Genomic DNA, 26,975 nt, shown 5'->3' with positions numbered 1-26,975 from the left:
TCCAGGAACCGCGCTACCGCGGCGATCCGTGGCCGACTCAGCCGCGGGTCTCGTGCATCAACAACTGCACGCGCAGACCGCCCTTCGCCGTCACGATCCGGGCGGGGATGCGGGGCGACCCGCCCGCCTCCGCGAGCCGAGCGAGAGCCGCGTCCACGACGTTCTCGAGGCCTCGTGGCACGTGGCCGACGAGTCCGGAGGGGCGCTGGGCCGCGAAGAGGCGCACCGGCATCGGAGCGTCCACGCGCTCCTCCTCGAGGGTGCGGCGTGGGATCACGGCGGTGATCTCGTCCTCGCCGAGAGCGAGCACCCGGGCGATCTCGTCCTGGTGGGGTCGGGAGTCGGCGAGGCCGAGGAGCGTGTCACCGCGCCGCGACCCCGGGCGCAGCTCGTAGTCGTAGTCGCCGAGCTTGCCCGAGCCGCGGTCGTCGGCGGGGAGGGGGTTCGCGTCACCGCGTCGGAACGGGAAGAACTTCATCCCCCCATCATGGAGCGCCTGGGCGTTCCCCCGCCGGAGTCAGGTGGTGCGGCGCATCCGCGATCACCGGGGCACGCACGACGACGACGCCGGACTAGCCTGCGAGCAGGAGGTGGCGGCGATGGGCAGGCGCGGCGTGGCACTCCTCCTGGCCGCCGCGGCACTCGTGACCGCCGCCGTCGCCGGGGTGCAGGGCGCCCTCACCGCTCAGGCCTCCCTCGGCGGAGCAGTCTCCGCAGGCTCCGACGCTCCCGCCCAGTGCGACGACAGCCGGGAGCTCTTGGCCGCTTCCTCCGCGCTGGAGGGCGGAGCGGGCGTGCCGGCCGGGCATCTCGTCGCCTGCCTCGACGAGGACCACCGCCGCCTCACCCTCCACAACCGCACGCCCGTCGTCTGGAGCCTCGGCGACTCCTCCGTGCGCGGAGTCGCAAGCGGGGTGGACGCAGTGACGGGGCTGCTGAGTCTGCACGCGTCGCAGTCCTCCTCGGGGTTGCTCCTCGCACCCGACTCGGCGGCCTCGGTCTCGGCCGGCGAGGGCAGGATCCGGCCGCGGCCCGATCGGCCGTCGACACGGCTGCAGCTCGCGCTCACCGCCCTGGTCGCCGCGCAGGATCAGGCGATCGGCCCCTCGGCCGGCCCGGACAGCATCATCCGCGGCGCCGCCCTGACCTGCGCAGTCGTGGTTGCCGAATCGAGCACCGGCTGGCAGGTGACCTCGCCGCAGGCTCTCACCGCGGTTGCCGCCGATCCGGTCTGCGCCCGTGACTGGGCCCGCGCCCAGCGCAGCGCCGCGGGCTGGCGGATCGCCCTGCCGGACCTCGTCGACGCCGTGCGGGCGCCCGGTCGCCCCGAGGCGGACGCGGTGCTCCAGCGTGCGGCGGCCGACTGGTTCTCGGCCTCGAGCGGCTTCTCGTGGGGCGGCGTCGACCGGCCGGCCCCGCTGCCCTGAGCCGGAGCGCTCCACAACGCGGAACGGACCGCCCTCCGCGAGGAGGACGGCCCGTTCGGCAAGAAGTTCGCGGTGTCATCGAGACCGCGCCCTGCTCCCAGGGGAACTAGCGGCGGAGGCCGAGACGCTCGATCAACGAGCGGTAGCGGTTGATGTCCACGTCCGAGAGGTAGCCGAGGAGTCGACGACGCTGACCCACGAGCAGAAGCAGGCCACGACGCGAGTGGTGGTCGTGCTTGTGCTCCTTGAGGTGCTCGGTGAGGTCCTTGATCCGCTTGGTCAGGACGGCCACCTGCACCTCGGGGGATCCGGTGTCACCGGGGTGGGTCGCGTACTCTTCGATGATCGCCTTCTTGACATCTGCTTCGAGTGCCATAAATGGGATCCCCTCTCTCTCGTTGCGCGGTGCCCGGCGCCTGCTGCGTGGGCTCTCTTCATCCGCGGCCGTCGAACGGCAACCTGCTGACCCTACCAGAGGGAGGTGGTGTCAGGAGCCGATGGCTCGGTTCCAGAGCACGACCAGCCACGGCGAGACCAGCAGCTGCCAGTAGACGAGCACGAGTCCGTTGGCGACGACACCGATCCAGCCTGCGATCGGCGGGCGCTTCTCGCGCCGACGGGCGCGGATCGAGGAGACGGCGAGCAGGATCCCGGCGAGCAGGACCGCGTGGATGAGCGCGGTGTAGAGCACGCCGACCAGTAGGTCGCTGACGGCCTGGTCGCCCGGGTATGCGCCGAGTGAGATCAGGGCGTACCAGACGAAGAACGAGATCGGCACGGCGAGGGCCGCGAGGAGGATCGCGACGATCCCGGCCCCGTAGCGGCGGACGAACCTGCCGGCGTCGGAGTCCGTGGCGTTCGTCCTGGACGACTCGGTGCGGGTCCCGCCGGTCGAGCTGCGCCGACCACCGGTGACCACGGCGGCGCGACGCGCACCCGCCTCGGCGGCCATACGGATCGAGCGTCGCGAGGGGGCGGCTCCGGCTGCTCGCGGGGCAGAAGGATCCTGACGCCCGGGCGCGCCGTCGGATGACGTGCTCATGACTCACACCCTAGGGTATGCCCCCTGAGCCAGGGGCTCAGCGCGACAACGGCCGCCAGGGCGACGGAGTCAGGACACTGGAGCGAGTGAGCCCGACTCCCCGCGCCCCCCGGCGCAGCCACGTCCTCGACGTCGCTCCCCTCCGCGAGTCCCCCGCCTTCGCCCGCCTCTGGGCCGGCACAGTGATCTCCGGCATCGGCGGCCAGATGACGATCGTCGCGGTCGGCCTGCACATCGACGAACTCACCGGCTCGACCCTGGCTGTCGCGCTTGTCGGCGTGGTGGCGCTGGTGCCGACCGTGATCGCCGGACTCTACGGCGGGATGCTCGCCGACGCGTTCGACCGCCGCCTGGTGCTGCTGCTCGCCGCGATCGTGGCCTGGGGCTCGACCGCGGGCATCGCCGCGCTCGCCTGGATCAGCGCCGCGACTCCGCTCTCGCTCTACCTCCTGACGGCTGCACACGCCGTGGCGACCACCGTGATCGTGGCCACCCGAATGACGCTGGCTCCGCGACTGCTCCGGACCGAGCTGGTCCCCGCGGCCGCCGCCCTGGGCGGTATCGCAAGCGGAGTGGAGGTGACGGTCGGACCCGCACTCGCCGGCGTGCTCGTGGCCTCCTCGGGCTTCGCGGTCACCTACACGATCGACGTCGTGCTCTTCCTGGCCGCGTTCCTCGGCATCGCGGGTCTGCCCGCGCTCGTACCGGAGGGAGAGCGGCAGCGGCCGGGGCTGGAGTCGCTCCGCTACGGCCTGCGCTTTCTTCGGAGTGCACCGAACGTCCGGATGTCCTTCCTCGTCGACATCGTGGCGATGGCTTTCGGGCAGCCCCGCGTAGTGTTTCCCGCCGCCGCCGCGGTGCTGCTGGGCGGCGGGGCGGTGACGGTCGGGGCGCTCACGGCAGTGTTCGCGATCGGCGCGCTGCTCAGCGGTATGTTCTCGGGGCGCCTGACCGGGGTGCGTTCGCTCTAGCCCGGTCGGCTCGCGGGACGGCGCCGGACGGGCACCGGGTCAGTCGCCGGAGGCCGCGTCCGCGCCGCCGCCGTCGGTCAGCTGCTCGTCCGAGACCGCCCCGCTGTCGTCGTCGCGGCCCACCACCCGCACGGGGCGGTAGACATGGAAGCCGTCGTCGTCGGGCTCGAGTTCCCAGACCACCTCGACTTCTTCGCCGTCGATGTCGGCGACACGGGTGAAGGAGCGCTGCGGGGAGCCGTTGATCATCTCGAGGCGGATGCTCTCCTGCTCCTCTCCGCTATCGAGGAGGGCGGTGTACGTCGATTCGGTATCCATGTCTCGACGCTAGACACGGGCGCGGAGGCGTCGCCACCCCTTGCGGCAGCGCCTGGTCCGCGTAGCGTCGGCCCCATGACCGAGACCGAGATCACCCCCGCCGACTCCGACGACCGCGCCCAGATCACCGAGCTGGTGACGAGCGCGGGCATCGGACTGCTCACCACCGTCACTGCGACCGGGCAGCTCGTCAGCCGCCCGCTGAAGGCCCAGGACATCGACTTCGACGGCGAGCTGTGGTTCTTCACGCAGGATCCGTCGCCCAAGGTCGACGACATCCGCGCGAACCCGAGCGTCAACGTGGCGTTCGAGTCCAAGAAGGGCTACTTGTCGGTGGCCGGCTCGGCGAGCATCGTGCACGACCCGGCCAAGGTGGACGAGCTGTGGTCCCCGGCCGTGGCCGGCTGGTTCCCCGACGGCAAGGACGACCCGACCGTCGCGCTGATCCGCGTGCACGCCGAGACCGTTGAGCTGTGGGCGACCGACGAGCCCCGACCAGTCGTGCTGTTCAAGGTCCTCAAGGCCGCCGTCACCGGCGGACAGCCCGACGTCGGCGAAAACCGCACCGTTTCGTTCGAGTGACGTCTTCCCTCCCGCGACATGTCGCTCGGGCGCTCCGGCCGGCAGGCCGTGCGCACGAGCCGAATGTCGCGGGAGGGAGGGTGCTCACTTCGGGCTGTCGGCGGGGCAGAAGGTCGACGGAGCCTCGCCGGGGCGGATTGCGACGGCGCAGCCAGCCGGTGCCTCAAGCGCGTCGACGCTTCCGAAGTTGACGGTCACCGTCAGCGACGACGGTGCGTCCTCGTCGCCGAAGGTCGTGCGCTGCAGATCCGGGGAAAGGCGCTCGAAGGAAGACATCGGATCGGTACCGGCGGCATCCTGCAGAAGAGCGAAGAAGGCTTGCATCGCGGCGATCTGCTGGCCGTGCTCATCGAGGACTCGATGATCCAGCGCGAGCATCGCCGGAGTGTTGGTCAGCAGCGTGCTGAGGATGCGCTCCTTCTCCCATCCCTCGAACTTGTAGAGACCCATCTCCCATCGGTCGGTCGACACGACGGAATCGTGGAGGACAGTCTCGTAGAGCGGCACGCGGAAGCGGGGATCCACCATCTCCTTCGCCAGCGCATCGGACAGCGCGACGGGCGTGAAGAAGAAGGCCGGACGCTTGGCGGGCCAGTAGCCGCCCCACTGCTTCTTGTCCTTCTGGAGCGTCCAGATGCCGTTCGAGATCGGGGTGCTCGAGCCGTGCGAGAAGGCGAGCGGAGGGTTCGCCCACCACTCCGCCTTCTCGGAGCCGACGACGAGCGGCTTCCCGTCGGAGAATCCTCCGGCCGCGAGCTTCTCCAGGCGATCGATGCGGTTCTTACGGTCCTGCGCCTCAGTCTGCGGATGAGCGGGCGTGACGTCGTGTGCCAGGTCCCCCGTGGCATCGACGTCGAGGAAGTAGGACGGGACGTTGTTCGCGGTCATGGTCCGGACGCGATCGGTGAGCACGCCCGTGTCCGCTTCCGCGTTCGCCATCGCCGAGGTACGCAGGGTGCATCCTCGGCCGGCGAACCCCTCACGACGGTCGCCGTTCTCGTCCGTCACGCAGCCGTTCGGCCAGATGTCTCCCGGCCACACGCTCGACGAGCTGTCGGACGATGACGGATCCTGCGCGTTCTCCCAGGAGTCGTACGGCGCTGCGAGGTAGCCGGCGTCCGTCACCGCTTGGACCGTGGACGAACTCATCGACGCGACATCGGCGTTGTAGCCGAGCCATGCGTTCTGGATGCCGAGCTCCTTCAATCGGCTGACGATCGTCGGGTCGTCACCGTCTCCCCAGAGATATCCGTGCACTGCGCCGAGGAGCTTGCGCGTCTGCGGATTCGCAGCGATTTTCTCGTCGAGTGTCGTGATTCCTCCCCGGGAGAGAAGAAGGCGGCGGTAGTCCTGCGCCGCTGCGACGGGATTCCCGTCCGTCGCGGCCATCGTGACTCGGAACGTCGATGTCCTCCGCGTGCTGTCGAAGGAGTGCTCGGCGGAGGCGGACAACCGCTCGTTCTGTGCAGCGAAAGCGACCTGGGTGCCGATGTCCGTGTCCGCGTCCACGATGTAGCTCACGCCCGCTCCGCCGAATGTCGTTCCCCAGAAGGGCATCGTGACGTTGTCGGTCATACCCCACGGGCTGTCCGTGAGATGCGAGTCCTTCGACCACCAGAACGGGTCATCGACCGGGATCGACTGGCCTTCGCCGTTGGGGAACTCGATCGATCGCGTCGACGGTTCCGTCGCGGTAACGGGCCAGGACACGGTGCGGTCCGTCGGGGAATCGAGGTCGACCGCGAGTCGACCGTCCTGATCCGAGACCGTGACCCTCAGGTCCGACTCCGCATAGCCCCAGGAGACGGCTCCCTCCCCGTCGAGTATCGGCGGCGTCGGGCGGCCGAGGTCGCTCGGAGTCGGTGCAGACCAGACGACCGGCGGCCCCGACGCCGGAGCGAAGGTGACGGCGAGAGTGGCAGGGTCGACCGCCGCGGCTCCTCCGCCGGTCGGGATCACGATGGGAGAAGGCGGCTCGGCCGCGGCCGACGGCACATCGGTACCGGAGGCCAGGTGGAGCCCACCGGCGATCAGAGCGAGCGAGAGCGCGCCTCCGAGACGGGCGGTCCAGCGAAGGGCGCGTGGTGGTGGAGTCATCATGGCGGCAGCCTGGCCGCCGGAGGTGAGGCGAACATGAGGTCGAGGTCGTACGCCGAGGACCCCGGGTTATCAGGCGCCGCCGAAACGCTCGGTGCGCACGCGCTCGGGGGCGTGGCCCTGCTCGACCAGGGTGGTGGCGACGGCCTCGACGAACGAGGTCGGGCCGCACAGGTACACGGTCGGCTCGAGCGAGGCCGGGAGAGCGGCGCCGGCAAGCAGTTCCGGAGTGACGCGGCCGGCCGGGCGCGCGGCTCCCGGCGGCGCCACCCGGGTGAAGACATGGTCCACCGTGACTCCGCCTGAGGCGGTCGGCCGCTCAGCGAGCGCCGCCAGCTCCTCGCGGTAGTAGGCGAATTCCGGCGAGCGGACCGAGTAGAGCAGCTGCATCCGCGCCGCACTCCCGGACCGGGCGTGCTCGCGCGCCATCGCCATCAGCGGCACGACGCCGCTCCCGCCGGCGATCAGCTGCACCGACTCCGTCTGCTCGGGGCGCCAGACGAACCAGCCGCCGATCGGACCGCGGATCTCGAGCCGGTCGCCCGCCTCGAGGCCGTCGACCAGGTACGGCGAGACCTCGCCGTCGTTGAGCCGCTCCACCGCCAGCTCGACGCGCTCGCCGTCGGCCGGGGCGCCGATCGAGTACGAGCGGCTCGCCTGATAGCCGTCGGGAGCGGTGAGGCGAACGTCGAGGTGCTGCCCGGCGAGGTGGCCCGGCCAGCGGGGCACGTGGAGCACGATCAGGCGCGAGGTGGGCGTGAGCGGGGCGGCCGACTCGGCCAGCGCCTGCATCCAGATCACCAGTAGCGTTCTTCTTTCCACGGATCTCCGTGCAGGTGGTAGCCGTTCTGTTCCCAGAAGCCGGGCTCGTCGCCGGGCATCAGGCGCAGCGTCCGCACCCACTTCGCGCTTTTCCAGAAGTAGAGGTGCGGCACCAGCAGGCGGGCGGGGCCGCCGTGCTCGGCCGCGAGCGGCTTCCCCTCGAACTCGGTGGCGATCCAGGCCTTCCCGCCGCGGATCTCGGCGAGCGGGAGGTTGGTCGTGTAGCCGCCGAAACTGTGCGCCATGACGAAGCCGGCGTCGCTCTCGAGTCCCTCCAGGAGCGTGTCGACCGACACTCCGCGCCAACTCGTGCCCAATTTCGACCAGCGCGTCACACAGTGGATGTCGGTGCGGACGTCCTCGTGCGGGAGTTCGGCGAACTGCTCCCAGCTCCAGCGGCGGACGCCGGCCGGACCGGCATCGATCGAGAGAGCCCACTGGTGAATGTTCGGGGTGGGCCCGACCGAGAGCACGGGGAAGTCGCGTTCGAGGTACTGGCCCGGCGGGAGAGCGGGATTCATGTCGCGCTTGCCGAAAAAGCCCCGCGTGATGATGCCCATGTCCGCCCTCGTCATCCTCGGGGCAGCACCCCGGGTCCGTGGAAACTGCTCGTGGCGCCCACGCTACCGCTCGCTCAGCTCAGGGACCGGGCGCGTAGCGACACACTCATGACCTTGTCGGCGGTCAGTGGGAAGATCACCCCATGAAATGCGCTGCCGTGCCACCGTACCTTCTCGTCCGCATCTCTCAGCTCGAAGATCCCGCCTTCGCCAGGGCAGCACAGGCTGCGAGCCGCTCCCTCCAGCAGGACCTGCCCTTCCGCCGCGACCGCCCAGACGAACCGGGCCATCGAGCGCCGACCGCGTCGGCGACACGGTCGACGCGCACCAGCCCGCAGGCGCTCCAGCGCACCATCTCCGACGCGAAAAACACCCAGACCCTGCCCGGCACCGTTATCCGCCGAGAAGGTGAGCCGCCGCTCGGCGACACCGCAGCGGATGAGGCGTACGACAGCCTCGGTGCGATGTCCACCTTCCTGCAGAAGGCGTACGGCCGTGCCTCCATCGATGACGCGTGGCTGCCGCTGGACGCGACGGTGCACTACGGCCATGAGTACGACAACGCCTTCTGGGACGGCTCACGGATGGTCTTCGGAGACGGCGACGGGCAGGTCTTCCGCCGCTTCACGGTCTCGCCGAGCGTGATCGGACACGAGCTCACGCACGGGATCACTGCCTCCACCGCCAACCTGGTCTACCGCGGTCAGTCGGGCGCCTTGAACGAGTCGATCTCGGACGTCTTCGGCACGCTGCTGGAGCAGTTCGGCGCAGACCAGAGCGCGAGGGACGCGAGCTGGCTGATCGGCGAGGGCCTGTTCACCGACGACGTGCAGGGCACGGCGATGCGGTCGATGCTCGCCCCCGGGACCGCGTACGACGACGACGTGCTCGGCTCCGACCCGCAGCCGGGGTCGATGGCTCACTACGTCGAGACCGACGAGGACAACGGCGGAGTGCACATCAACTCCGGCATCCCGAACCGGGCGTTCGCCGTCGCGGCGACCACGCTCGGTGGCCGCGCCTGGGAGCGCATGGGTCAGGTGTGGTACGACGTCCTCACCGGCGGGGTCCTCACGGCGACGGCCGACTTCGCGGCTTTCGCAGCGCTCACCGTGACGGCTGCTTCGGCGCGCTACGGCGCCGACTCCGACGTCGAGGACGCGGTGCGCCGGGGCTGGACAACCGTGGGCGTCGCGCTGCCGGAGTGACGTCGGGCCAGCTGCTGGCCCACGGAGAGTAACATCGCGCTCATGGACGTCATTGTGTCGCGCAGCGGTGGATTCGCCGGTCTCCGTCGCGAGTGGCGGGTCGACGTGGAACAGCAGCCCGACGAGCGAGCCTGGCACGACCTGCTCGGCTCGCTCCCCTGGGATGACGCTGACGGTGACTCCCCCGCCAGCGCCGACCGTTTCGTCTACGAGATCCGCGTGCAGACCCACCACGTCCGCCTCGGCGAGACCGAGCTCGACGGTGCCTGGCGGGAGTTGGTCGACCGCGTGAAGAAGGCGCAGCCCCGCTAGGAGCTGCGCCTTCTTCGCGGGCTCGGGCTAGCGGGTGCCGAGCAGGTCGATCACGAAGATCAGGGTCTTGCCGGAGAGCGGGTGCCCGCCACCGGCTGGGCCGTAGGCCAGCGCGGGCGGGCAGACCAGCTTGCGGCGGCCGCCGACCTTCATCCCCGGGATCCCCTGCTGCCAGGCGCGGATCAGGTTGCTGAGGGGGAAGTTGATCGACTGGTGACGGCTCCAGGAGGAGTCGAATTCGTCACCCGTGTCGTACTCGACGCCGAGGTAGTGCACCTCGACGGTCGAGCCGGGCTGCGCCTCGGCGCCGTCACCGACGACGATGTCTTCGACGACGAGAGTGTCGGGCGCCGGGCCCTCAGGTGCGTCGAGCTCGGGCTTAGTCAGGTTCTCGCTGCTCATGCCTCGATCCTACGGCGCCCGGGGGCGGAGTCTGGGAGCGGGCTGGAGGCGCTCACTCGACCAGGGTGAGGCGCTGCGTCGGCCGGGTCATCGCCACGTAAAGGGAGGCGGCGCCGCGCTCGCCGGCCTGCGCGATCAGGCGCGGGCGGGCGATGATCACAGAGTCGAACTCGAGCCCCTTGGCGTCGTTCGTCGAGAGCACGGCGATCGCGCGGTCGAGCCCGGACGCTCCGCGGCCGACCTCCCGGCCGAACCGCTCCCCGAGGCGCTCGGCTACCGCGGCGAGGACGTCGTCGGGCGCGATGACCGCGAGGGTTCCCTCCGCCTCGATCGCCCGGTCCTCGACCACGGCCGCGAGCACGCGTTCGGGAAGGCTCGCGTCACCGCGGTCGCGAATCGTCCGCACCGGCCACTCGGTGGAGCGCACGGCCTCGCCCGGAGTGATCTCGAGCCCGTTCTCGCGCGCCGTCCGCTCAGCGAACGCGACGATCTGCGCCGGCGTGCGGTAGTTGACCGTCAGCTCCTCGAGGTGCCACGGCGCCGCCTCCACTCCGCGCCCCTGGCGGCCGAAGGTGTCGCGCAGCGCGGCGTCCCAGCTCGACGCGGCGGAGGCTCCGGACGCCTGCGCGACATCGCCGACGATCGTGAAGGAGCGCATGGGGCACCGACGCAACAGCACCCGCCACTGCATCGGCGAGAGCTCCTGCGCCTCGTCGACCACGATGTGGCCGTAGGTCCAGGTGCGATCCGCCGCGGCCCGCTCAGCGGTGGTGCCGAGCACGGAGCGCTCGGCGAACCCGGCCGCGAGGTCCTTGGCGTTGACGAGTCCGTCGACTCCCATGTTGCGGATGGCCGCCTCCGCGTTCTCGATGTCGCGGCGGCGCTGCTCCTTCTCGGCCTTCTTCGACGCGTCGGCATGGTCGTCGTAGGCGCCGAGCAGTTCCGCGGCCTCATCCAGCAGGGGCACATCCGAGACCGTGAAGGGAGCGTCGCGGTCACGGCGCAGGAGCGAGCGTTGCTCCGCGCTCCAGCGCGGGGTGAGGGTGGCGAACCAGTTCGGGCGAGCGAAGAGATCCTGCAGCAGCTTCTCGGGGGTGAGCGGGATCCACGCCGTGTTCAGCGCGACGCGCACGTCGTACGCGGTGCGGACGTCCTCGCGCAGCACCGCCTCGTCGGCCTCGTCGACCGTGCTGCCGTGGCGGCGCAACTGGTCGGCGAGCTGCCGAGTCAGCTGCGAGAGCAGCGTCTTGACGAAGGTGACCCGGGCCTCGTTGTGCGGCTTGCGGGAGTCGCGGGCGCGGGTGATCGCGCGCTCCACGTCCTGGGGCTCCAGGCGCAGCTTCTCGCCGTTGACATCGAGCAGCTGCACCTCGGCCGGGACGACCTGGCGGGAGCGGACGGCACGCTTGAGCAGCTCCGCCATCCGCGCCGAGCCCTTCACGCGCGCGACCGCCGGCACATCCTCATCGACGAGGTCGAGGCCCGGGTAGAGCTGGCCGAGCGTGGCGAGGACGACGCCCGTCTCGCCGAGCGAGGGCAGGACCGCCTCGATGTAGCGGAGGAAGGAGCGCGACGGCCCGACGACGAGCACGCCGGAGGAGGCGATCCGGTCGCGGTAGGAGTAGAGCAGGTAGGCGGCGCGGTGCAGGGCGACCGCGGTCTTGCCGGTGCCGGGTCCACCCTGCACGACGAGCACGCCGCGCAACTCGGAGCGGATGATGCGGTCCTGCTCGCTCTGGATGGTCGCGACAATGTCGTGCATCCGACCGGTGCGCTGCGCACCGAGGGCCGCCATGAGAGCCCCCTCGCCCTGCAGCACGGTCCCCTCGCGTAGCAGCTCCTCGTCGAAGACCTCGTCCTCGAAGCGAAGGACCTCGCGCCCGCGAGTGGTGAGGTGGCGCCGCGCCCGGGTTCCCATCGGGCGGGCCGCGGTGGCCTGGTAGAAGGCGGCCGACTGGGGGGCGCGCCAGTCGAGCAGCAGCGTGTCCTGCTCCTCGTCGCGCAGCCCGATGCGGCCGATGTAGCGGTGCTCGGAGTCGCCATCGGCCAGAGTCAGCCGGCCGAAGGCGAGGCGGTCGTCGGCGCCGGTGAGCGAGCGGAGGCGGTCCTCGTAGAGCCGTGCATAGGCGTCGCGCTCGGAGCGGCTCTGATGGTTGCCGCCGACGCTCTCGATGCGGACGGTGTCCAGCGCCTCGCGGGTCTGGGCGATCAGCTCGTCGAGGCGCGCGTAGAGCGCCGCCACGTACTCGCGCTCACGAGAGAGCTCGGTGCCCTGGAGCGTACTGCCGTCCGTCATCGTCCGCCTTCCGTGGATCCGCCGCCGCGGGGCGGGAGGCGCGGGATGCGCTCCGAAGGCCGCGGGAAAAGAGGCGGTCCAGTCTACCGAGCGTTCGACGGCGGCCTGCGTGGCATGCAGGATCCGACTACCTCTTGCGCTCGGCGCGACCGAGGAGCATCCTTTTTCTCACGAAGAGTTCGACGCCCCGTCCGAGCAGCCGGCCCTGCCGCTGCCGCAGGGCGTCGAACTCTTTCTCGTTCCGGGCCCACGGACCGCGTCCTCCTACCGCCCGAGTCCTACCGGGCGCGCCGGGATCCTGCCGGGAACAGAACCGACCGGCTCCGCGTTGCAGGCCGCATGACCACTCCGAGTAGCAGCGTCACTGCACCCTCCCGCGCCTCAGTCGACCTCACGGAGGCGGCGCGCGCCGGCTGGGAGTCGTGGCTCGCCCGACGCGTCGAGCGCGTCACCGGACCCCGCGGCGACCTCGCCCTCGTCGAGACCCGCTGGCTCGAGCCCGGCGAGAGCGTCGACGACGAGCAAGCGCTGGCCGGCTACGGTCCCTCCGCCACCCTGACCCGCATGCGCCGCGAGAACCTCGACACCGGCGAGCCCGAATACGGCTACCGGGTGTGGGACGCCGCCTCGGCAGGCATCCGCTCGTTCGACGCCATCGAGACCTTCCCGTTCGACGCCGCCTGGGTGCTCGAGGCGTGGTTCGAGCCGGTGAGCGAGGACCGCACGGTTCCGTTCGAGCACCTGCGCGACAACGGGGCGACCCGGGACTTGGTCGTTCCCGGCGACATCATCTTCTCGCTGGTGGAGGACGGCCGCGCCCAGGAGTACACGGTGGCGGCGTTCGACGACGGCGGCACACTGCTCGTGCCGTTCGGCGACCCGACCAACCGCAGCGACGACCCTGACCTCGCAAGCTACCCTGTCGGCCGCTTCCTCGTGGTGCAGCGGATCGGCGGCGCAGCGGATGCGGGCACGCCAGGCCCGGTGCTCCTGGACTTCAACCGCGCCTACATCCCGCCGTGCGGGTTCTCGCCGCACTACAACTGCCCGCTGCCGCCCGCGCAGAACCGGCTCGGCGTGCCGGTGACGGCCGGCGAGCGGCGGGTGCGGCGCGACTCCGCCTGACGCTCAGCGGGCCTACGCGGCTCAGCGGGTCAGCGCGGCCCGGCGAGCGACGAGTTCCTCGAGCAGGACGCGCTCGTCCACCTCGCCGGTGCGCCCACCCCGGCCGAGCACGAGGTGCTGCCGGTGATGGGCGAGCCGCGTCGCCGCGCGGAGGAAGTCCCGCATCGCGCGCGGCCGGTCACCGCCCGCGCTCCGGGCCCAGTGCGCGGCGGTGCGCCGCCCCTCCGCAGTGCCGATCATCCGCACCTCAGCGGGCGAGAACCAGCCGGCACGGGCGTAATCGTCGAGCCGCGCCAGCGTCACACGCCGCTCCTGCCTGCGCAGCAGCACGACGACGACCACGGCAACCGCGAACAACGGCACCTGCACCACTCCGTAGAAACCGAACCAGTCGGACACCAGGAACGACGAGCCGTTCCACAGGCCGTGCAGGAACGCGGCGAGCGCCAGACCGAGCAGGGCGATCGGGACGCGCGCGGCTGTCGGACGGTTCGAGGCGAAGCCGAGCGCGGCACCTGTGCAGGCGGTGAACAGCACGTGCGCGAACGGCGAGAGCACTCCGCGGAGGAAAAAGGTGACGGCGAGCGAATCGAAGCCGCCCTCGACCAGCGCGCTGCCGAAGTAGAGGATGTTCTCGACGAAAGCGAACCCGGATGCGACGACGGCCGCGTAGACGACGCCGTCGACCGGGCCGTCGAAGGTGCGGCGCCAGATCAGCAGCACGAGGAGGACACCGAGTCCCTTGGCGCTCTCCTCCACCAGCGGCGCCTGGATCACGGCGCCGACGAGGTCGGATCCGCTCGGCTGCCGGCCCGAGGCGTAGACCGCGATCTGCACGCCGAGGTCGACCAGGAGTGCGATCGCGACGGACCCCGCCGCGCCCCAGAGGAACGCGAACCAGAGGCCGAGTGGCGGCTCCGGCTCCCAGCGGTCGACCCAGTGGACGCCGAGGAGCACCACGGTGAGCGGGACGAGCGCGATCACCGCGCAGACCGCCGCTGCGCTGACGCCGAGCCCCAGCACAACGTAGGCCAGCACGAGCAGCAGCAGAATCCCGAGCAGTGCGACGCCGATCGAGCCGAGCACGGTCGGAACAAGGGAGGGACGGGCGGGCGCGGGGGCGGGCGGCGGAGAGGCGCTCATGGGGCCGAGAGTAGGGCACGGGCGGGGTGCGCCGTCGGCGGTTGACGCGCACGGCACGACCGGACCAGGACACGGTCGGGCGACCGGAGGAGGACAGGGCTGCGCGACCGGAGCAGGACAGGGCTGCGCGACTGGAGCAGGCCTGGAGGGCCCACCCAGGTGTCCGATTCCCGCCACCGGCCGGGGAGCGGACGTGCCAGGCTCGAGGAGTGCCCGACTCCGACCCGCTCTTCGAGGAGCGATACCGCGCCGTCGCCTCCCGCGACTCCCGATTCGACGGCCGCTTCCTGACCGGCGTGCACTCCACCGGCATCTACTGCCGCCCGAGCTGCCCAGCCATCACGCCGCAGCGCGCGAACGTGCGCTTCTACCCCACGGCGGCCGCGGCGCACGAGGCGGGCCTGCGTGCCTGCAAGCGCTGCCTACCCGATGCGGTGCCCGGCTCCCCCGAGTGGAACCTCCGCGACGACACGGCGGCGCGCGCGATGCGAATGATCGGAGACGGCGTCGTCGACCGGGAGGGGGTCGAGGGGTTGGCCGCGCGGCTCGGCTACGGGGCGCGGCACCTCGGCCGGATCCTGCGCGAGGAGCTGGGCGCGCCTGCCCTCGCCCTCGCCCGCGCCCAGCGCGCCCAGACCGCACGGCTGCTGCTCACGGGCACCGACCTGCCGGTGTCCGACGTGGCGTTCGCGGCCGGATTCGCGAGCATCCGGCAGTTCAACGCGACCCTCGTCGAGGTGTACGAGCGGACGCCGACGGCCCTGCGCGCCTCGGCCCGCGGTGTCCGCTCCGGCGCGGCGGTTCACGACGGGGCGACGACGCTCGAACTCCGGCTCCCGGTGCGCGCACCCTTCGATGCGGGAGTCCTCGACCAGCTCGGCGCCCGCGCGCTCCCCGGGCTGGAGGAGGCGTCGCCCGGCGGCTACGCGCGCTCGCTCCTCCTGCCCGCAGGCCCCGCGCTGGTCCGGCTCGGAGTGGACGGGGAGAGGGTCCGCTGCCGCGCCACCCTTGTCTCGGTCGCCGACGTCGGGCCGCTGGTGGCTCGCATCCGGCGGCTGCTCGATCTCGACGCGGACGCGCGCGCCGTGGACGAGGCGCTCTCAGCCGATCCCGCTCTCGCCGCGAGCATCGCCGCGCGCCCGGGGATGCGCGTACCCGGCTCCGTGGATCCGGCCGAGACCCTCGTTCGCGCGCTGGTCGGCCGACGAACGGTCGGCCGCCTGGTCGCTGCGCTGGGTGAGACGCTTCCGGAGGCGGTGGCGAGCGGATCCATCACGCGGACGTTCCCCTCCCCCGCCGTGATCGCGGAACACGCCGGGGGGCTACTGCGCGGGTCCGCCGAGGTCCTCCTGCGGGTCTGCGGGCTGCTCGCGGACGGCTCCCTCCGACTGGACGCCGGCAGGGACGAAGTCCTCGAGCAGTTGCTGGCCGTCCCGGGCATCAGGCGGTCGACGGCCGCCGCGGTGGCCCTCCGCGCGACCGCCGATCCGGACGTGCTGCTCACCGGCGACCCCGCGGTCCGGAGAGGGGCGGCTGCGCTCGGCCTGCCCGCCGGGGAGCGCGCTCTGGCCGAGGCGGGCCGCCGCTGGGCGCCGTGGCGCAGCTACGCCGGGGCGCACCTCGCGGCCGCAGTCACTCCTTCGGCGCGGGGTCGATGATCGGGAGCGCGGCGGTCATCGCCTCGATGCCCGAGAGGCGGGCGGGCGAGATGAGCCGCAGCACCTCCTCGCGCGACATCAGCCCCGCCTCGACCACCAGATCCGCCACGTTGCGGCCGGTCGCGAGCGCGGCCTTCGCCAGGGCAGCGGAGGCGGTGTAGCCGATACTCGGGGTCAGCGCCGTGACGACACCGACCGAGGACGCGACCATCGCCTCGAGCCGGTCGATGTTGGCGGTGATGCCGTCGATACAGTTCTCGCGGAGCGTCCGGCAGGCCTGCGTCATCCAGGTGATGCTCTGCAGCAGCGAGTGCGCGATCACCGGCTCGAAGGCGTTGAGCTGCAGCTGCCCCGCCTCGGCGGCCATCGTGACCGTGACGTCGGCGCCGGCCACCGAGTAGGCGACCTGGTTGACGACCTCGGGGATGACCGGGTTCACCTTGCCGGGCATGATGCTCGATCCGGCCTGACGCGGCGGCAGGTTGATCTCACCGAAACCGGCCTGCGGGCCCGAGGAGAGCAGCCGCAGGTCGTTGCAGATCTTGGACAGCTTGATCGCCGAGCGCTTGAGCGCGCTCGAGAACGACATGAAGACGCCGGTGTCGCTGGTCGCCTCGACGAGATCCTGCGCCATCTCGAGCTCGAGATCGGTGATCTCGTTGAGATGGCGGACGGCCGCCGCACCGTAGCGCGGGTCGGCCGTGATGCCGGTGCCGATTGCGGTGGCTCCGATATTGACCTCGGCGAGCAGCCAGATGGTCTCGGAGAGTCGCGCGTGATCCTCGCCGAGGGTGGTCGCGAAGCCGTGGAACTCCTGGCCGAGCGTCATCGGCACAGCATCCTGCAGCTGAGTGCGGCCAACCTTGAGCACGCTGCCGAACTCGACGGCCTTGCGGGAGAACGACTCGCGCAGCAGCGCCAGCTCGTCGAGCAGACGGCGAAGCGACCAGGTCATCGCGATCTTGATCGCCGTCGGGTACACGTCGTTCGTGGACTGGCTGCGGTTGACGTCGTCGAGCGGGTGCAGGTGCGCGTACTCGCCACGCCCGTAGCCGCCGATCTCGAGCGCGACGTTGGCGACGACCTCGTTCGCGTTCATGTTCGTCGAGGTGCCGGCTCCGCCCTGGATCACTCCGACCACGAACTGGTCGTGGAACTCGCCGTCGATGATCCGCCGACACGCGGTCTCGATCAGCTCGGCCTTGACCGGAGCGAGACTGCCCAGCTCGGTGTTGGCCCGAGCGGCCGCGAGCTTGACCGTGGCGAGCGCCCGGACCAGGTCGGGGTAGATCGAGATCGGGCGCTTGGAGATCGGGAAGTTGTCGAGGGCGCGCGCCGTATGAATGCCCCAGTAGGCCGCCGCGGGAATCTCCATCGAGCCGAGGGAGTCGCTCTCGGTGCGCGTGGCGGGGGTCTCGGTGTGGTCCAGTGCTCTGCCTTCCGGGTCGCTGTCGGGGAGGGTGCTCGGTGCGAGGGTCACGTCCAGCTCCGTTGCTGTCGTCGTGCGGCCCCGGAGGAGCAGGGGGTCCGCGAACTGCGCAGCCAGCCTATCGCCGGGGTGCGGGGCGAGGACGGTCTGCGGCGCGAGAACGACCCGCGCCTCCCTCCGCCGAAGCGGACAGGAGGCGCGGGTCGGATCGCGGAGGATCAGAGGTAGGAACTGTCCGACGCGACGCCCTCGAGCGGTACCAGCACCAGCAGGACGACCATCGCGATGGCGAACAGCAGCACGATGCCGAGCATCACGGAGTTGAGCACGATGCCCCAGATCGAGAGCGTGCGGCCGGTCGGCTCCCGGCGCAGGCCCAGGATGCCGAAGACGAGGCCCACGGTCGGGGCGATCACGGTCAGCCCGAAGAAGACGGAGGTGACGCCGAGGATCAGGCTGGTGAGGGAGAACGGGGTGGAGGGAGCAAGGGCGAGCACCGCGGGCGGGACGGACGGGGTGCCGTAGGGGGCGTACGGCGGGTGGGAGGCGGCGGGCTGGTCGGCCGCGGGGCGGTCCTCGGTGAGGACGGCGGTGGCACCCAGGTCCACGGTCGGCTGCTCGTCGGCGGAGGTGGAGAGGCGGGCGGTGCGGTCGTCGGTGGTCACGGGGTGCTCCTTTGGAGGGGTGCCGGTCGCCCGGCGGGATGCGATGATGCCGGCTGCGGCCGGCGGTGGTGCCGGCTGTGCTCCGGCGATGCCTCTACGCTACGGACGGGCTCCAGCCCGCCCCATCCGGTGAACCCCCGGAACTCGGGGGCGATCCCCCGCAGGAGAGCGGGGGCGGATGCGAGACTGGAGCCGACGCGAGGAGGCGGCGACTGATGGACGACGACGAGCTGCGGCACCGCACCCGCGATGGCAACGGTGCCCGAGCCGTCTGGTTCGCCGGGCTCTCGGCGCTCGCCGGCTTCGTGGTGGTCTCCCCTGTGATCTCCCTCACGGCAACGGTGATGGTCTGGGGGTCGCGGCGGCGGATCGGCACCCTCAGCGACCGGAACGGCCTAGTGGCCGTGAATTGGCAGCTCACCTACCTCGCGCTCCAACTGATGCTGGTGCCGCTGCACCTCGCGCTGGTGTCGGTGCGCGACTCGCTCAGCGGCGACTGGCCGCTCGTGACGATCACCGCGATCCTCGCGCTGGCCGTGCTCAACCTCGTGCTGTGCGTCATCCTGGGGATCCGCTCCGGCCGGGGCCGGACCGTGCGCCTCTGGTTCGCCGTGCCGTTCGCCCGCTCCACTCGCCCGCCGCGCTGACCGTCGCGGCTCCTCCGCGTCCGGCCGCTGCGGCGGGACGCCCCTCCTGACGCTCCGCCGCGGCGTGTCGTCCGTACGGGTGGCCGCGCAGCAGCAGCGGGCAGGGTGGTGCGGTGATCGCATTCCCCCCGCCCGTGTACGTCGTGGCCGATGACGGGGTGCGACTCGCCACCTACTCCGTCGGTGAGGAGGGAGCGCCGACCGTGCTGGCAGTGCAGCTTCGCGTCGAACGCGGTGCTCAACTGGGAGACGGCGGGCTGGCTGCGCACCCTCAACCGGGTCGGCTACCGCGTGGTCGCACTCGACCAGCGGGGACACGGTTCGAGCGAGAAGCCGCACCACTCCGACGCCTACAGCGTGAGCGCGATGGAGAGCGACCTGGTGCGGGTGCTCGACTCCTACGACCTCGACGCGCCGCACGTGCTCGGCTACTCCCTCGGCGCTCGGATGGGCTGGGTGCTCGGACTCGAGCACCCCGAGCGGATCGCCTCGCTCAGCCTGGGCGGGCTCACCGTCGGCGAGCCGCTGCGCCACTTCGACGCGGCGGCTGCTCGCTGAGGGCGTCCGATTTGCAGGAGCGTGTGCGATCTGCAGGGGATGCGCGCGTGAGAGCGTTCTCTCCCGCATGAACGGCGTCGCAGGGTCGGGATCCCCTGCGAATCGCACCTCCGCCATCGGGCGCTGAGGCGCGCGGCGTAGCCTCGGACGTATGCAGGCGATCCGCGTCGAGAACCCCGGCCCCGACTCCCGACTCGTGCTCGACGAGGTGCCGACTCCGTCTCCCGGCCCCGGCGAGGTCCTGATCCGCGTCGCAGCCGCCGGCGTCAACCGGGCCGACCTGGGCCAGCGCGGCGGCGTCTACCCGCCGCCGCCCGGCGCCTCCGAGATCCTCGGGATGGAGGTCTCGGGGTCGATCGCCGCGCTCGGCGTCGGAACGACGGGACTCGCGGAGGGCGACGAGGTCTGCGCGCTGCTCTCGGGCGGCGGCTACGCCGAGTACGTCACGGTCGACGCAGGGCTGGTGCTGCCGGTCCCGGAGGGCGTCGGCCTGGTCTCTGCGGCGGCCCTTCCGGAGACGACCGCCACCGTCTGGTCGAACCTCGTGATGGTCGCCGGACTCGCCTCGACCGACACCGTCCTCCTCCACGGCGGCGGGAGCGGGATCGGCACCACCGGCATCCAGATCGCCTCCGCCCTCGGCGCCCGCGTCGCGGTCACGGCCGGCAGCCCGCGCAAGCTCGACGCCTGCCGCGCGCTCGGCGCCGACATCCTGATCGACTACCGCGAGGAGGACTTCGTCGAGCGGATCCGCGACGAAACCGGCGGCCGCGGAGTCGACGTGATCCTCGATCCGGTCGGTGGCGACTACCTGGCGCGCGACCTGGAGGCGCTGGCCGTCGGCGGACGGGTCGTCTTCATCGGTAACCAGTCGGGCACGCTCGGCGCCCTCGATCTCGGCGTGTTGATGCGCAAGCGTGGGACAGTCCACGCCACGACCCTCCGCGCCCGACCCCTGAAGGAGCGGCGCGAGATCATCGCGCAGGTGCGTGCCGAGGTCTGGCCTCTGGTCGCGGGCGGGACGGTCCGCCCAGTGGTGGACGAGGTGATTGCGCTCGCGGAGGCCGAGCGGGCGCACGAGCGGATGCGCTCGTCCGGCCACATCGGCAAGCTGCTGCTCACTCCGTGATGCACAACGTCAGCTGAGAGGCCCTGTCATCCACGATGGTGGATGAGCAGGCTTCTCAGCTGACGTTGCGCGGACGAGGCCTGGTCAGACGCTGGAGCGCAGGAGTCCGAGCGACCGGTTGATCGCGTCCACGTCGACCGCTGCCGGGTCGAACGAGGCGCCGGCGGCGAGACCCAGGGCCTCGAGCGCCTCGGCGTGATCGACCGAGGACGGATCGGTCGCGGCCCGCACCGTGTCGGCCCAGGTCTCAGGGCCACCCGGCACGTCCAGCGGAGCCGCGCCGCGCGCCGCCGTGCACCGCGGCAGAGCGGTCGACAGCGGCGCGATCGACTCCAGGCGGATGACGTGGCGCCACTCGTCCTCGAGGTCGTAGACGTAGAAAAGCTCGTCCTGCTCCTGCTCGAGGACTTCGGCGAGCGCTACGCCCGACTCGTCCACGAGATCGGCGCCCAACTCCTCGGCGTCGGCAGGCGAGCCGATCGGCGTCTGCTCCTCGTCGGGCACGTCGAGGGTGAAGTAGTGCGGCTGCGCGTCGGTCCAGCCCAGCGAGAGCTGGAGCGCGAGGTGCAGATCGCGCAGGGACGACTCAGAGGAGAGTTCGAGCCGGCGCCAGACAGCGGGTCTGGTGCCCAGCAGCGCGACCGTCAGGGCGTAGGCGGTGGCGGTGTCCTGGGTCGCCTCATCGAGGATCTCGAGACGGGTCGCCTCGCGTTCGTTCAGGAGCACGACGGTCGCGCGGACGACGGCGGCGAGAACGGGGGCCAGGCCCGCCGGCAGCGCGTAGCCGAACTCGGGCGAGTGCAGCAGCAGCCCCAGCTCGGCGGCGTCGTCGAGCATCCGCTCGGCCGACCCGACCATGCGCTCACGCTCGTCCAGCGCCTCGTCGAGCGAGACACCGGAGTCGGCGGCCAGCTCGTCGACCAGCTCGCCGACGACCAGGCCCGGGTGGATCTCGGCCTGGCAAGCGACGGCGATACGCACCAGCACGGCGTCGGTGGTGGTGACCGCGCGCTCCTCCGGGGAGAAGGCGCCGTCCTCGGCGTCGGCCGCGGCGAGCGCGGACTGCGCGCTGAGGAGCCACTGTTCAAGGAAACGGGCGACGTAGGCGACGCGCTCGGCGGCGGCCTCGTGCGCGTCGGAGCTGCGCCAGAGCACGGCGGCGTCGCCGAGCCCTGCTACCGTCCCGTCCCGCTCGAGGACGGCCGAGCCGACCAGCGCGTCCCACCAGGCCGAGACCGGGATGCGGACGGAGTCGTCGCTCGGGGTGGACCCGGCGGAGGAGATTCCCGCCTCGATGGCGATCTCGCGGGCGGCGCGCTCGGTGAGGGTCGCGCCCTCGGTGGCGGCGAGGTGCTCGACCACGATGTCGGCGGCGTGCACGAGAGCGGTGGCGCGGATGGCCGCGAGCTGCTCTTCGGCCGGGACCTCGTCGAGCTCGGCCAGGTCATCGAGCACGGCCTCGACGAAGGAGCCGGCCAGGTCGAGGACCTCGTCGAGGACCGCCTGGCACTCGTCCAGCTCCTCGTCGGTGCCGGTCCAGAGGTCCTCGTCGGTGAGGAAGTCGAGGAAGTGCTCGATCACCTCGGCGACGGTGAAGAGGGTGTCGTCGAGATCGGCCTCGCTCTCCTCCCCGGACAGGTCGGCCTCGATCTGGTCGAAGACGGCCTCGAGAAGTTCGGCGTCCGGCTGGGCGAAGGAGCCGCGCGGCCGCAGATCGCGGGTCATCGCAAAGAGGTCGGTCAGCACCTCGACGGCCTCGTCGACCTCCAGGTGCTCGTGCTCGATGCCGACCTCTGCGAGGTGCGAGCGGTACCAACTGCGGAACCGCACCATCAGCGCGGTCTCGGCCGTGCGTCCGCCGCCCTGCCCGCCGGAACCGCTGCGACCGCCTCCTGATCGTCCCTGGTTGCGCTTCTTTCCCATGATTCCTCCGCGACCGCTCCACTCACGACGAAGCGCTCCAGCCTACCCAGTGCGGGCACTCAGCGGCACTCGCCGACGCCCCCCTGTTCGCCCGGCAAGGAGTGTGCCCGCCGGTGTTTCGGTTATGAGAATTTTCGCAGCGATCGGGCGCGTGGGCTTGCGCCTCGGGTACCTCCTTCGCTGGAGTAGCCGGATGACCGATACCACGGACACCGCCGAGACCGCTGCCGGAAAGGCGTCGCTCAAGCGGGTGATCACCGGACCGCTGCTGTTCGCCTTCATCGTGGGCGACACGCTCGGGGCGGGCATCTACACGCTGGTCGGCACGATGGCGGAGGACGTCGGTGGCGTGATCTGGCTGCCGCTGCTGATCGCGCTGGTGGTCGCTCTGCTCACCGCGGGCACTTATGCCGAGCTGATCACCAAGTATCCGCACGCCGGCGGCGCGGCGCGCTACGTCGACCGGGCGTTCGGGAAGCCGTATCTGTCGTTCCTGATCGGCTTCCTGATGATGGCCTCGGGTATCACGACGGCCGCTTCCCTCGCCAATGCTTTCGCGGGCGACTACCTCGGGGCGCTGCTCGATGTGCCGCCGATCCCCACCGCGATCGTGTTCCTCGCGATCCTCACCCTCGTGAACCTGCGCGGAGTAAAGGAGTCGCTGACCGCGAACCTGGTCGCCTCGGTGATCGAGGTGAGTGGCCTCATCATCGTGATCGTCTGCGCCGCGGTGTTCTTCGGAGCCGGAAACGGCGATGCCTCCCGCGTGCTCGAGTTCAACCCGGATGTCGCTCCGCTGCAGGGCGCGTTCGCCGCCTCCATCGTCGCCTTCTTCTCGTTCCTGGGCTTCGAGGCCGCGGCGAACATGGCTGAGGAGGTGCGAAACCCCTCGAAGGTGTACCCGCGGGCCCTTTTCGGCGCGCTGATCACCGCGGCCGTGGTCTACCTCCTGATCGCGCTCGGCGCCGTCATCGTGCTGCCGAACGACGAACTCGCGGCCTCGAGCGGGCCGCTGCTGGACGTGGTCGCGGCGAGCGGAGTGGCGGTGCCGCCGTGGCTGTTCGGCCTGATCGCGCTGGTCGCGATCGCGAACGGCGCGCTGCTGTTCATGGTGATGGCCTCACGGGTCGGCTTCGGGCTGGCGACCTCGGGCCTGCTGCCGAGCGCGTTCGGGAAGGTGCTGCCCGGCCGCCGCACGCCGTGGGTGTCGATCGTGGTGGTCGGCGGTGTGACGATGCTGCTCAGCCTGATCGGCGACGTCGGGACGCTCGCCGAGACGACGGTGCTGCTCCTCCTGCTGGTGTTCATCGCGGCGAACGTGTCGGTGCTGGTGCTGAAGAAGGACCGCGTGGGCCACTCCCACTACTCCGTGCCGCGCGTGGTGCCGGTGCTCGCGATCGTGGCGAGCGTGGTGCTTCTGACACAGCAGACGGGTGTGGTCTGGCTGGCGACGGCGGGGTACGTCGTGGTCGGGACGCTGCTGTTCCTCGCGACGCGGCTGGGGAAGCGGAAGCACGCCGAGCGCGACGCGAGCTGATCGCCGACTGCCACAGTGGAGGGATGACCGTCACGCTCGCGCCGATGTCCTCCTCCGCTCGCGCCTCGTGGATGCGGGTCCAGCGGTCGGCGTACATCGCCGATCGGATGCGGGCGGGCGACGACGAGGCGGCCGCGACTCGCAACGCCGACACCTCGTACGAGAAGTACTTCCCGAACGGCTCCCCCGCCCCAGGGCACGACGTTCTCGACGTCCTGGAGGAGGGGCGCGCCGTCGGGTCGGTGTGGCTCGGCCCGCACCCGAGCGATCTCGAGGGCGTCTGGTACGTGTGGGACGTGCAGATCGATGCCGCCGAGCGCGGCCGGGGACTCGGCCGGGCGGCGATGCTGCTGGCGGAGTCGCACGTCCTGTCTCGCGGAGGCTCCGCCCTCGCGCTGAACGTCTTCGGCTTCACCATGCCGGCCCGGGCGCTGTACGAGTCGCTCGGCTACGAGACGACGGCGGTGCAGATGCGGAAGGCGCTCGGCTGAGCACGCCCGACCCCATGCCCGAAGCATCGCGGATCATGCCGGACCGGGAGTGGCGCTCGCGTCGAGGGCCGCCCGTTCCTCCTCCGTCAGCCTCACCGGCACGACCTGCGAAGCGGCGGCTCCGCGACCGGGACGCCCGCGACCGCGCTGCTTCAGGGCGGCCGCATCATCACCGGCTTCGGCCTCGGCAGCCCAGGCAGCACTTTGCGCCTCGGTCACCGGCACGCCGTCGACGGTCCCTTCTCCCGCCAGGGGAATAATCGTGTCCCTAGGAAAGGGCGGCTCAGCCCTGCGCGAAGGCGGACGCCAGCACGGTGCCGCCGACGAGGACGGCGACGGCGGTGGCGTAGTAGCCGAGGATCAGCGCGAAGACGGTCAGGCCCCAGCCGGCCTCGCCGGTGCGGCGGATCTGCGCGCGGGCGAGGTGGCCGCCGACGACTCCGGCGAGACCGACGACAAACGAGAGCACGAACGCCGTGATGGCCAGCGGATTCACGTTCGGGTCGGTGACGAGGCCGGCCTCGCGGCGGGCGCGGCCCTGCACGAGGGCGACCGGGAGGCCTACCGCCAGCAGGATGACGGGCGAGAGGATGACGAAGATGATGAGCAGGTGCCAGCCCTGCAGCCCGGCGAACATACATCGAGGGTAGCGGGACGCGGGGGTCAGGCGGTCCGTTCGATCAGGTTCGCCTCGTCCGTGGCGAGCTGGCGGGCCTTGACTCGCGAGCCGCGTTGATCCGGGCGACGTCGGCTTCGCGACAGACGCGCTCGATCTCCTCTGCGCCGAGCGCCTCGATGTTTTCAGCAGTTGAGGAACAGCCCAAGAGTGGCGAGGCCCCAACCGGCCTCGCGGTGCGCGCGACCCTGCGTCACAGCGATCGGGACGCCGATCATCGAACCGGATCTGCGGTACGACCCGGCTGAGCACCGGATCGTCGTCGACCGCGCGAACTACCACGACAAGAAGGGGCGCGAGAACACTTCGAGCCTCGGGCTCCGCTACAGCGACGAGGATCTGCTCGCGTATGTCCGCAACATGTCCACGGTGCTGCTGACGCGCGGGATCAGGGCGACGTACGTGTGCGATGCCGCGCTACGCGACCATCTCGCGCCTTACTTCTGACGAACGAATCCGCCCGTCTTGCGTCGTGATGATGCTCAACAAAAGGAAACACCGCGACCTGCGTGGGAAATGCCACACACGCCGCGGTGCTTCGCCGCATGCACGCTCCACCACAGTGAGACACCACAATGAAGCGACAGGACTAGCGCGTTCGTCGGTGCGTGACTACCGCATCTTCTCGAAGGCAGACTTAATGTTCGTGTACTCCGCCTGAGTCACCCGCACTGCTTCGAACGAGTAATTGGCCTTGCGCTGGGCCAGAATCTTATTCATCGAACTCTGGAATACGTTCCAGTACCCCCGATTGCTGGGAGCGATCTCCTGATAGAGAAGACCGCCACCGAAGATCGCGATCCACTTGTCACTCGCAGCGCCAGTCTCCTCGCATACCACAGCCATTGCCATATCGTCATCCTCCATAGTGATCGTTTCAATGGGCGAAACAGGAACGTTCCCCACTGTGTTCGTAATGAATTTCGTCATGTCCACGCGACGACCCTGCGCGTCGAGGCCATGAACATGCAGATGCGTGTCTCCGCCATTGTCGTTGCCATCAACAGAAGCGCCGGACTTGCCGATGTACTCGCCGACCTCTTTGTGTCCCGCCGAACCAAACTGGGCCTGGTGTTGAACAACGATGGCGACCATCGGCCCTGCCGCTTCAGGCGGCACCGACTCAGCCGCGTGGACACGATTGATCGGAGTGTCGAGGATGAGAATGGAGCGCCGACCGGCAGTTCCCACCCATCCCGCGGCGAATTCGCCGGAGCCTCCGGAAGTCCTGAGCGTCCCTGCAGCCGGAGCGACCAGATCGGTGCCGTAGGCCAGGGGGTAGTCTATTCCGCCCTGACTGTACTCCGCGTGCTCTCTCCACGTGCCGGTAATGCGATAATCGGCCCACGGATTATACGGCTGCACCGCCGCATTCGCTCGCGGCGCATCACCGACGATGGAGACTCCGACGGCAGTTGCAGCCGCTCCGATCCCAAGGCCCAGAAACATTCTTCGCCGAACGGAGACCATAATCTGGTCGACGCTGGCAGACGCGCCAATGGATTCGTCCAATTGCACCCCCCTTTCTCTCGAGATTGACATTCCGCGACAAAAATTTCCTCGGCCGGCAACCCGACCGCACATGTTTGTCGCGTCGTCATCGACCATATCACCTTTTCAAGGCTCGACAGAGTCCTCATAAGGAGGGACCCTTTGGGGGTACAAACGGATGGAACCCGGAGCGGAAATCGAGTTACGGATCCCGACGCCCTAGAGCACTTACCTTCATGCACCGCTCGGACTTGGCGCGACTACGCGCCATCGGTCGACCATCTCGATATTAGGTTCGCTCGCTCTTCTTCTGACCATGCGAACGGCAACTCCCCGCCTTGAACGGAATAGCCTCATGCACCTCCGCCCTGTTTCGGCGGACTATCTGGCTCCGACGTCGCTCCCACCAACCAACGATTGATCAGCGTCTACCATCGCGCGGTTCGGAGTCGAGAAGCGCGCCGCG

Annotated in this window: 28 protein-coding genes; 13 read left to right on the top strand and 15 right to left on the bottom strand. The window is 70.5% G+C overall.

Features of this window, described 5'->3' with window-relative positions:
* Window positions 1-37 precede the first annotated feature (37 nt).
* Window positions 38-478 (bottom strand): hypothetical protein, encoded by a 441-nt coding sequence (locus tag A6122_RS05060; RefSeq protein WP_068252330.1) that lies wholly within the window; start codon window positions 476-478, stop codon window positions 38-40.
* Between the two features lie 136 nt (window positions 479-614).
* Between A6122_RS05060 and A6122_RS05055 the strand changes: the two genes are divergently transcribed.
* Window positions 615-1,427, top strand: coding sequence for a hypothetical protein (locus tag A6122_RS05055; RefSeq protein WP_208855049.1), 813 nt, complete (start codon window positions 615-617; stop codon window positions 1,425-1,427).
* A 106-nt stretch (window positions 1,428-1,533) separates the two neighbouring features.
* On the opposite strand, the gene rpsO is transcribed toward A6122_RS05055, so the two are convergent.
* On the bottom strand, window positions 1,534-1,803 hold the full coding sequence (gene rpsO, locus A6122_RS05050; RefSeq protein WP_068252328.1) for a 30S ribosomal protein S15: 270 nt from the start codon (window positions 1,801-1,803) through the stop codon (window positions 1,534-1,536).
* A gap of 111 nt (window positions 1,804-1,914) precedes the next feature.
* Window positions 1,915-2,469: a hypothetical protein gene (locus A6122_RS05045; protein ID WP_146085096.1), complete on the bottom strand. Its 555-nt coding sequence runs from the start codon at window positions 2,467-2,469 to the stop codon at window positions 1,915-1,917.
* 86 nt (window positions 2,470-2,555) lie between these two features.
* On the opposite strand from A6122_RS05045, the gene A6122_RS05040 reads away from it, so the two are divergent.
* Entirely contained in the window at window positions 2,556-3,440 is an 885-nt protein-coding gene (locus A6122_RS05040; RefSeq protein WP_068252323.1) for an MFS transporter, read from the top strand.
* A gap of 39 nt (window positions 3,441-3,479) precedes the next feature.
* Here the strand turns inward: A6122_RS05040 and A6122_RS05035 are convergent, their stop codons facing one another.
* Window positions 3,480-3,758: a hypothetical protein gene (locus tag A6122_RS05035; protein WP_068252321.1), complete on the bottom strand. Its 279-nt coding sequence runs from the start codon at window positions 3,756-3,758 to the stop codon at window positions 3,480-3,482.
* 75 nt (window positions 3,759-3,833) lie between these two features.
* Between A6122_RS05035 and A6122_RS05030 the strand changes: the two genes are divergently transcribed.
* Window positions 3,834-4,340 carry a pyridoxamine 5'-phosphate oxidase family protein gene (locus A6122_RS05030; RefSeq protein ID WP_068252318.1) on the top strand — a complete coding sequence of 169 codons (507 nt, stop codon included), beginning with the start codon at window positions 3,834-3,836 and terminating at the stop codon, window positions 4,338-4,340.
* Window positions 4,341-4,424: 84 nt separating this feature from the next.
* Here A6122_RS05030 and A6122_RS05025 read toward each other — a convergent pair whose 3' ends face one another.
* The 3 genes from A6122_RS05025 to A6122_RS05015 form a co-directional block, all read right to left on the bottom strand.
* Window positions 4,425-6,440 carry a glycoside hydrolase gene (locus A6122_RS05025; protein ID WP_068252315.1) on the bottom strand — a complete coding sequence of 672 codons (2,016 nt, stop codon included), beginning with the start codon at window positions 6,438-6,440 and terminating at the stop codon, window positions 4,425-4,427.
* A 69-nt stretch (window positions 6,441-6,509) separates the two neighbouring features.
* Window positions 6,510-7,229 carry a ferredoxin reductase gene (locus tag A6122_RS05020; protein ID WP_068257070.1) on the bottom strand — a complete coding sequence of 240 codons (720 nt, stop codon included), beginning with the start codon at window positions 7,227-7,229 and terminating at the stop codon, window positions 6,510-6,512.
* A gap of 5 nt (window positions 7,230-7,234) precedes the next feature.
* Window positions 7,235-7,819, bottom strand: a complete 585-nt coding sequence (locus A6122_RS05015) for a molybdopterin-dependent oxidoreductase (RefSeq protein ID WP_068252310.1) — start codon at window positions 7,817-7,819, stop codon at window positions 7,235-7,237.
* A 143-nt stretch (window positions 7,820-7,962) separates the two neighbouring features.
* Between A6122_RS05015 and A6122_RS05010 the strand changes: the two genes are divergently transcribed.
* Complete coding sequence (locus A6122_RS05010) at window positions 7,963-9,027, top strand: M4 family metallopeptidase (protein ID WP_068252307.1); 1,065 nt, start codon at window positions 7,963-7,965, stop codon at window positions 9,025-9,027.
* A 42-nt stretch (window positions 9,028-9,069) separates the two neighbouring features.
* The gene (locus A6122_RS05005; RefSeq protein ID WP_068252304.1) at window positions 9,070-9,339 is read left to right on the top strand and encodes a protealysin inhibitor emfourin; all 270 of its coding nucleotides are present in this window, start codon (window positions 9,070-9,072) and stop codon (window positions 9,337-9,339) included.
* A gap of 27 nt (window positions 9,340-9,366) precedes the next feature.
* Here A6122_RS05005 and A6122_RS05000 read toward each other — a convergent pair whose 3' ends face one another.
* Window positions 9,367-9,741 carry an FKBP-type peptidyl-prolyl cis-trans isomerase gene (locus A6122_RS05000; protein ID WP_068252302.1) on the bottom strand — a complete coding sequence of 125 codons (375 nt, stop codon included), beginning with the start codon at window positions 9,739-9,741 and terminating at the stop codon, window positions 9,367-9,369.
* A 52-nt stretch (window positions 9,742-9,793) separates the two neighbouring features.
* Entirely contained in the window at window positions 9,794-12,037 is a 2,244-nt protein-coding gene (locus A6122_RS04995; protein ID WP_068252299.1) for a HelD family protein, read from the bottom strand.
* A 339-nt stretch (window positions 12,038-12,376) separates the two neighbouring features.
* Between A6122_RS04995 and A6122_RS04990 the strand changes: the two genes are divergently transcribed.
* The gene (locus A6122_RS04990; RefSeq protein ID WP_068252297.1) at window positions 12,377-13,162 is read left to right on the top strand and encodes a DUF1684 domain-containing protein; all 786 of its coding nucleotides are present in this window, start codon (window positions 12,377-12,379) and stop codon (window positions 13,160-13,162) included.
* 21 nt (window positions 13,163-13,183) lie between these two features.
* Here A6122_RS04990 and A6122_RS04985 read toward each other — a convergent pair whose 3' ends face one another.
* The gene (locus A6122_RS04985) at window positions 13,184-14,305 is read right to left on the bottom strand and encodes a PrsW family intramembrane metalloprotease (RefSeq protein WP_068252294.1); all 1,122 of its coding nucleotides are present in this window, start codon (window positions 14,303-14,305) and stop codon (window positions 13,184-13,186) included.
* Window positions 14,306-14,514: 209 nt separating this feature from the next.
* Between A6122_RS04985 and A6122_RS04980 the strand changes: the two genes are divergently transcribed.
* Window positions 14,515-15,963: a DNA-3-methyladenine glycosylase 2 family protein gene (locus A6122_RS04980; RefSeq protein WP_068252291.1), complete on the top strand. Its 1,449-nt coding sequence runs from the start codon at window positions 14,515-14,517 to the stop codon at window positions 15,961-15,963.
* Here A6122_RS04980 and A6122_RS04975 read toward each other — a convergent pair.
* Both A6122_RS04975 and A6122_RS15685 read right to left on the bottom strand, forming a co-directional pair.
* A complete protein-coding gene (locus A6122_RS04975; RefSeq protein WP_068257067.1) occupies window positions 15,938-17,338 on the bottom strand; it encodes an aspartate ammonia-lyase in 1,401 nt (466 codons plus the stop codon). The genes A6122_RS04980 and A6122_RS04975 overlap by 26 nt on opposite strands.
* A gap of 272 nt (window positions 17,339-17,610) precedes the next feature.
* Window positions 17,611-18,057, bottom strand: coding sequence for a DUF4190 domain-containing protein (locus tag A6122_RS15685; RefSeq protein WP_104261911.1), 447 nt, complete (start codon window positions 18,055-18,057; stop codon window positions 17,611-17,613).
* 215 nt (window positions 18,058-18,272) lie between these two features.
* Here A6122_RS15685 and A6122_RS04965 point away from each other — a divergent pair, with 215 nt between their 5' ends.
* From A6122_RS04965 to A6122_RS04955, 3 genes are all read left to right on the top strand, one after another.
* Entirely contained in the window at window positions 18,273-18,704 is a 432-nt protein-coding gene (locus A6122_RS04965) for a magnetosome magnetite crystal formation protein family (RefSeq protein ID WP_068252288.1), read from the top strand.
* Between the two features lie 183 nt (window positions 18,705-18,887).
* Window positions 18,888-19,262: an alpha/beta fold hydrolase gene (locus tag A6122_RS04960; RefSeq protein ID WP_167542346.1), complete on the top strand. Its 375-nt coding sequence runs from the start codon at window positions 18,888-18,890 to the stop codon at window positions 19,260-19,262.
* A gap of 151 nt (window positions 19,263-19,413) precedes the next feature.
* Window positions 19,414-20,391: an NAD(P)H-quinone oxidoreductase gene (locus tag A6122_RS04955; RefSeq protein ID WP_068252282.1), complete on the top strand. Its 978-nt coding sequence runs from the start codon at window positions 19,414-19,416 to the stop codon at window positions 20,389-20,391.
* An 84-nt stretch (window positions 20,392-20,475) separates the two neighbouring features.
* Here the strand turns inward: A6122_RS04955 and A6122_RS04950 are convergent, their stop codons facing one another.
* Window positions 20,476-22,314, bottom strand: a complete 1,839-nt coding sequence (locus tag A6122_RS04950; protein WP_068252279.1) for a plasmid pRiA4b ORF-3 family protein — start codon at window positions 22,312-22,314, stop codon at window positions 20,476-20,478.
* Between the two features lie 193 nt (window positions 22,315-22,507).
* Here A6122_RS04950 and A6122_RS04945 point away from each other — a divergent pair, with 193 nt between their 5' ends.
* Together A6122_RS04945 and A6122_RS04940 are read left to right on the top strand one after the other, a co-directional pair.
* Entirely contained in the window at window positions 22,508-23,851 is a 1,344-nt protein-coding gene (locus tag A6122_RS04945) for an APC family permease (protein WP_068252277.1), read from the top strand.
* Window positions 23,852-23,874: 23 nt separating this feature from the next.
* Complete coding sequence (locus A6122_RS04940) at window positions 23,875-24,342, top strand: GNAT family N-acetyltransferase (protein WP_068252271.1); 468 nt, start codon at window positions 23,875-23,877, stop codon at window positions 24,340-24,342.
* A 283-nt stretch (window positions 24,343-24,625) separates the two neighbouring features.
* Here the strand turns inward: A6122_RS04940 and A6122_RS04930 are convergent, their stop codons facing one another.
* On the bottom strand, window positions 24,626-24,979 hold the full coding sequence (locus tag A6122_RS04930; protein ID WP_068252266.1) for a DUF4190 domain-containing protein: 354 nt from the start codon (window positions 24,977-24,979) through the stop codon (window positions 24,626-24,628).
* Window positions 24,980-25,168: 189 nt separating this feature from the next.
* Between A6122_RS04930 and A6122_RS04925 the strand changes: the two genes are divergently transcribed.
* A complete protein-coding gene (locus A6122_RS04925; protein WP_068252262.1) occupies window positions 25,169-25,465 on the top strand; it encodes a DNA/RNA helicase domain-containing protein in 297 nt (98 codons plus the stop codon).
* A gap of 165 nt (window positions 25,466-25,630) precedes the next feature.
* Here the strand turns inward: A6122_RS04925 and A6122_RS04920 are convergent, their stop codons facing one another.
* The gene (locus tag A6122_RS04920) at window positions 25,631-26,536 is read right to left on the bottom strand and encodes a hypothetical protein (protein WP_146077255.1); all 906 of its coding nucleotides are present in this window, start codon (window positions 26,534-26,536) and stop codon (window positions 25,631-25,633) included.
* Between the last annotated feature and the right edge of the window lie 439 nt (window positions 26,537-26,975).

The sequence above is a fragment of the Rathayibacter tritici genome (assembly GCF_001641005.1).
Classification (GTDB): domain Bacteria; phylum Actinomycetota; class Actinomycetes; order Actinomycetales; family Microbacteriaceae; genus Rathayibacter; species Rathayibacter tritici.
This window is presented reverse-complemented; position numbering and strand designations above follow the sequence as displayed.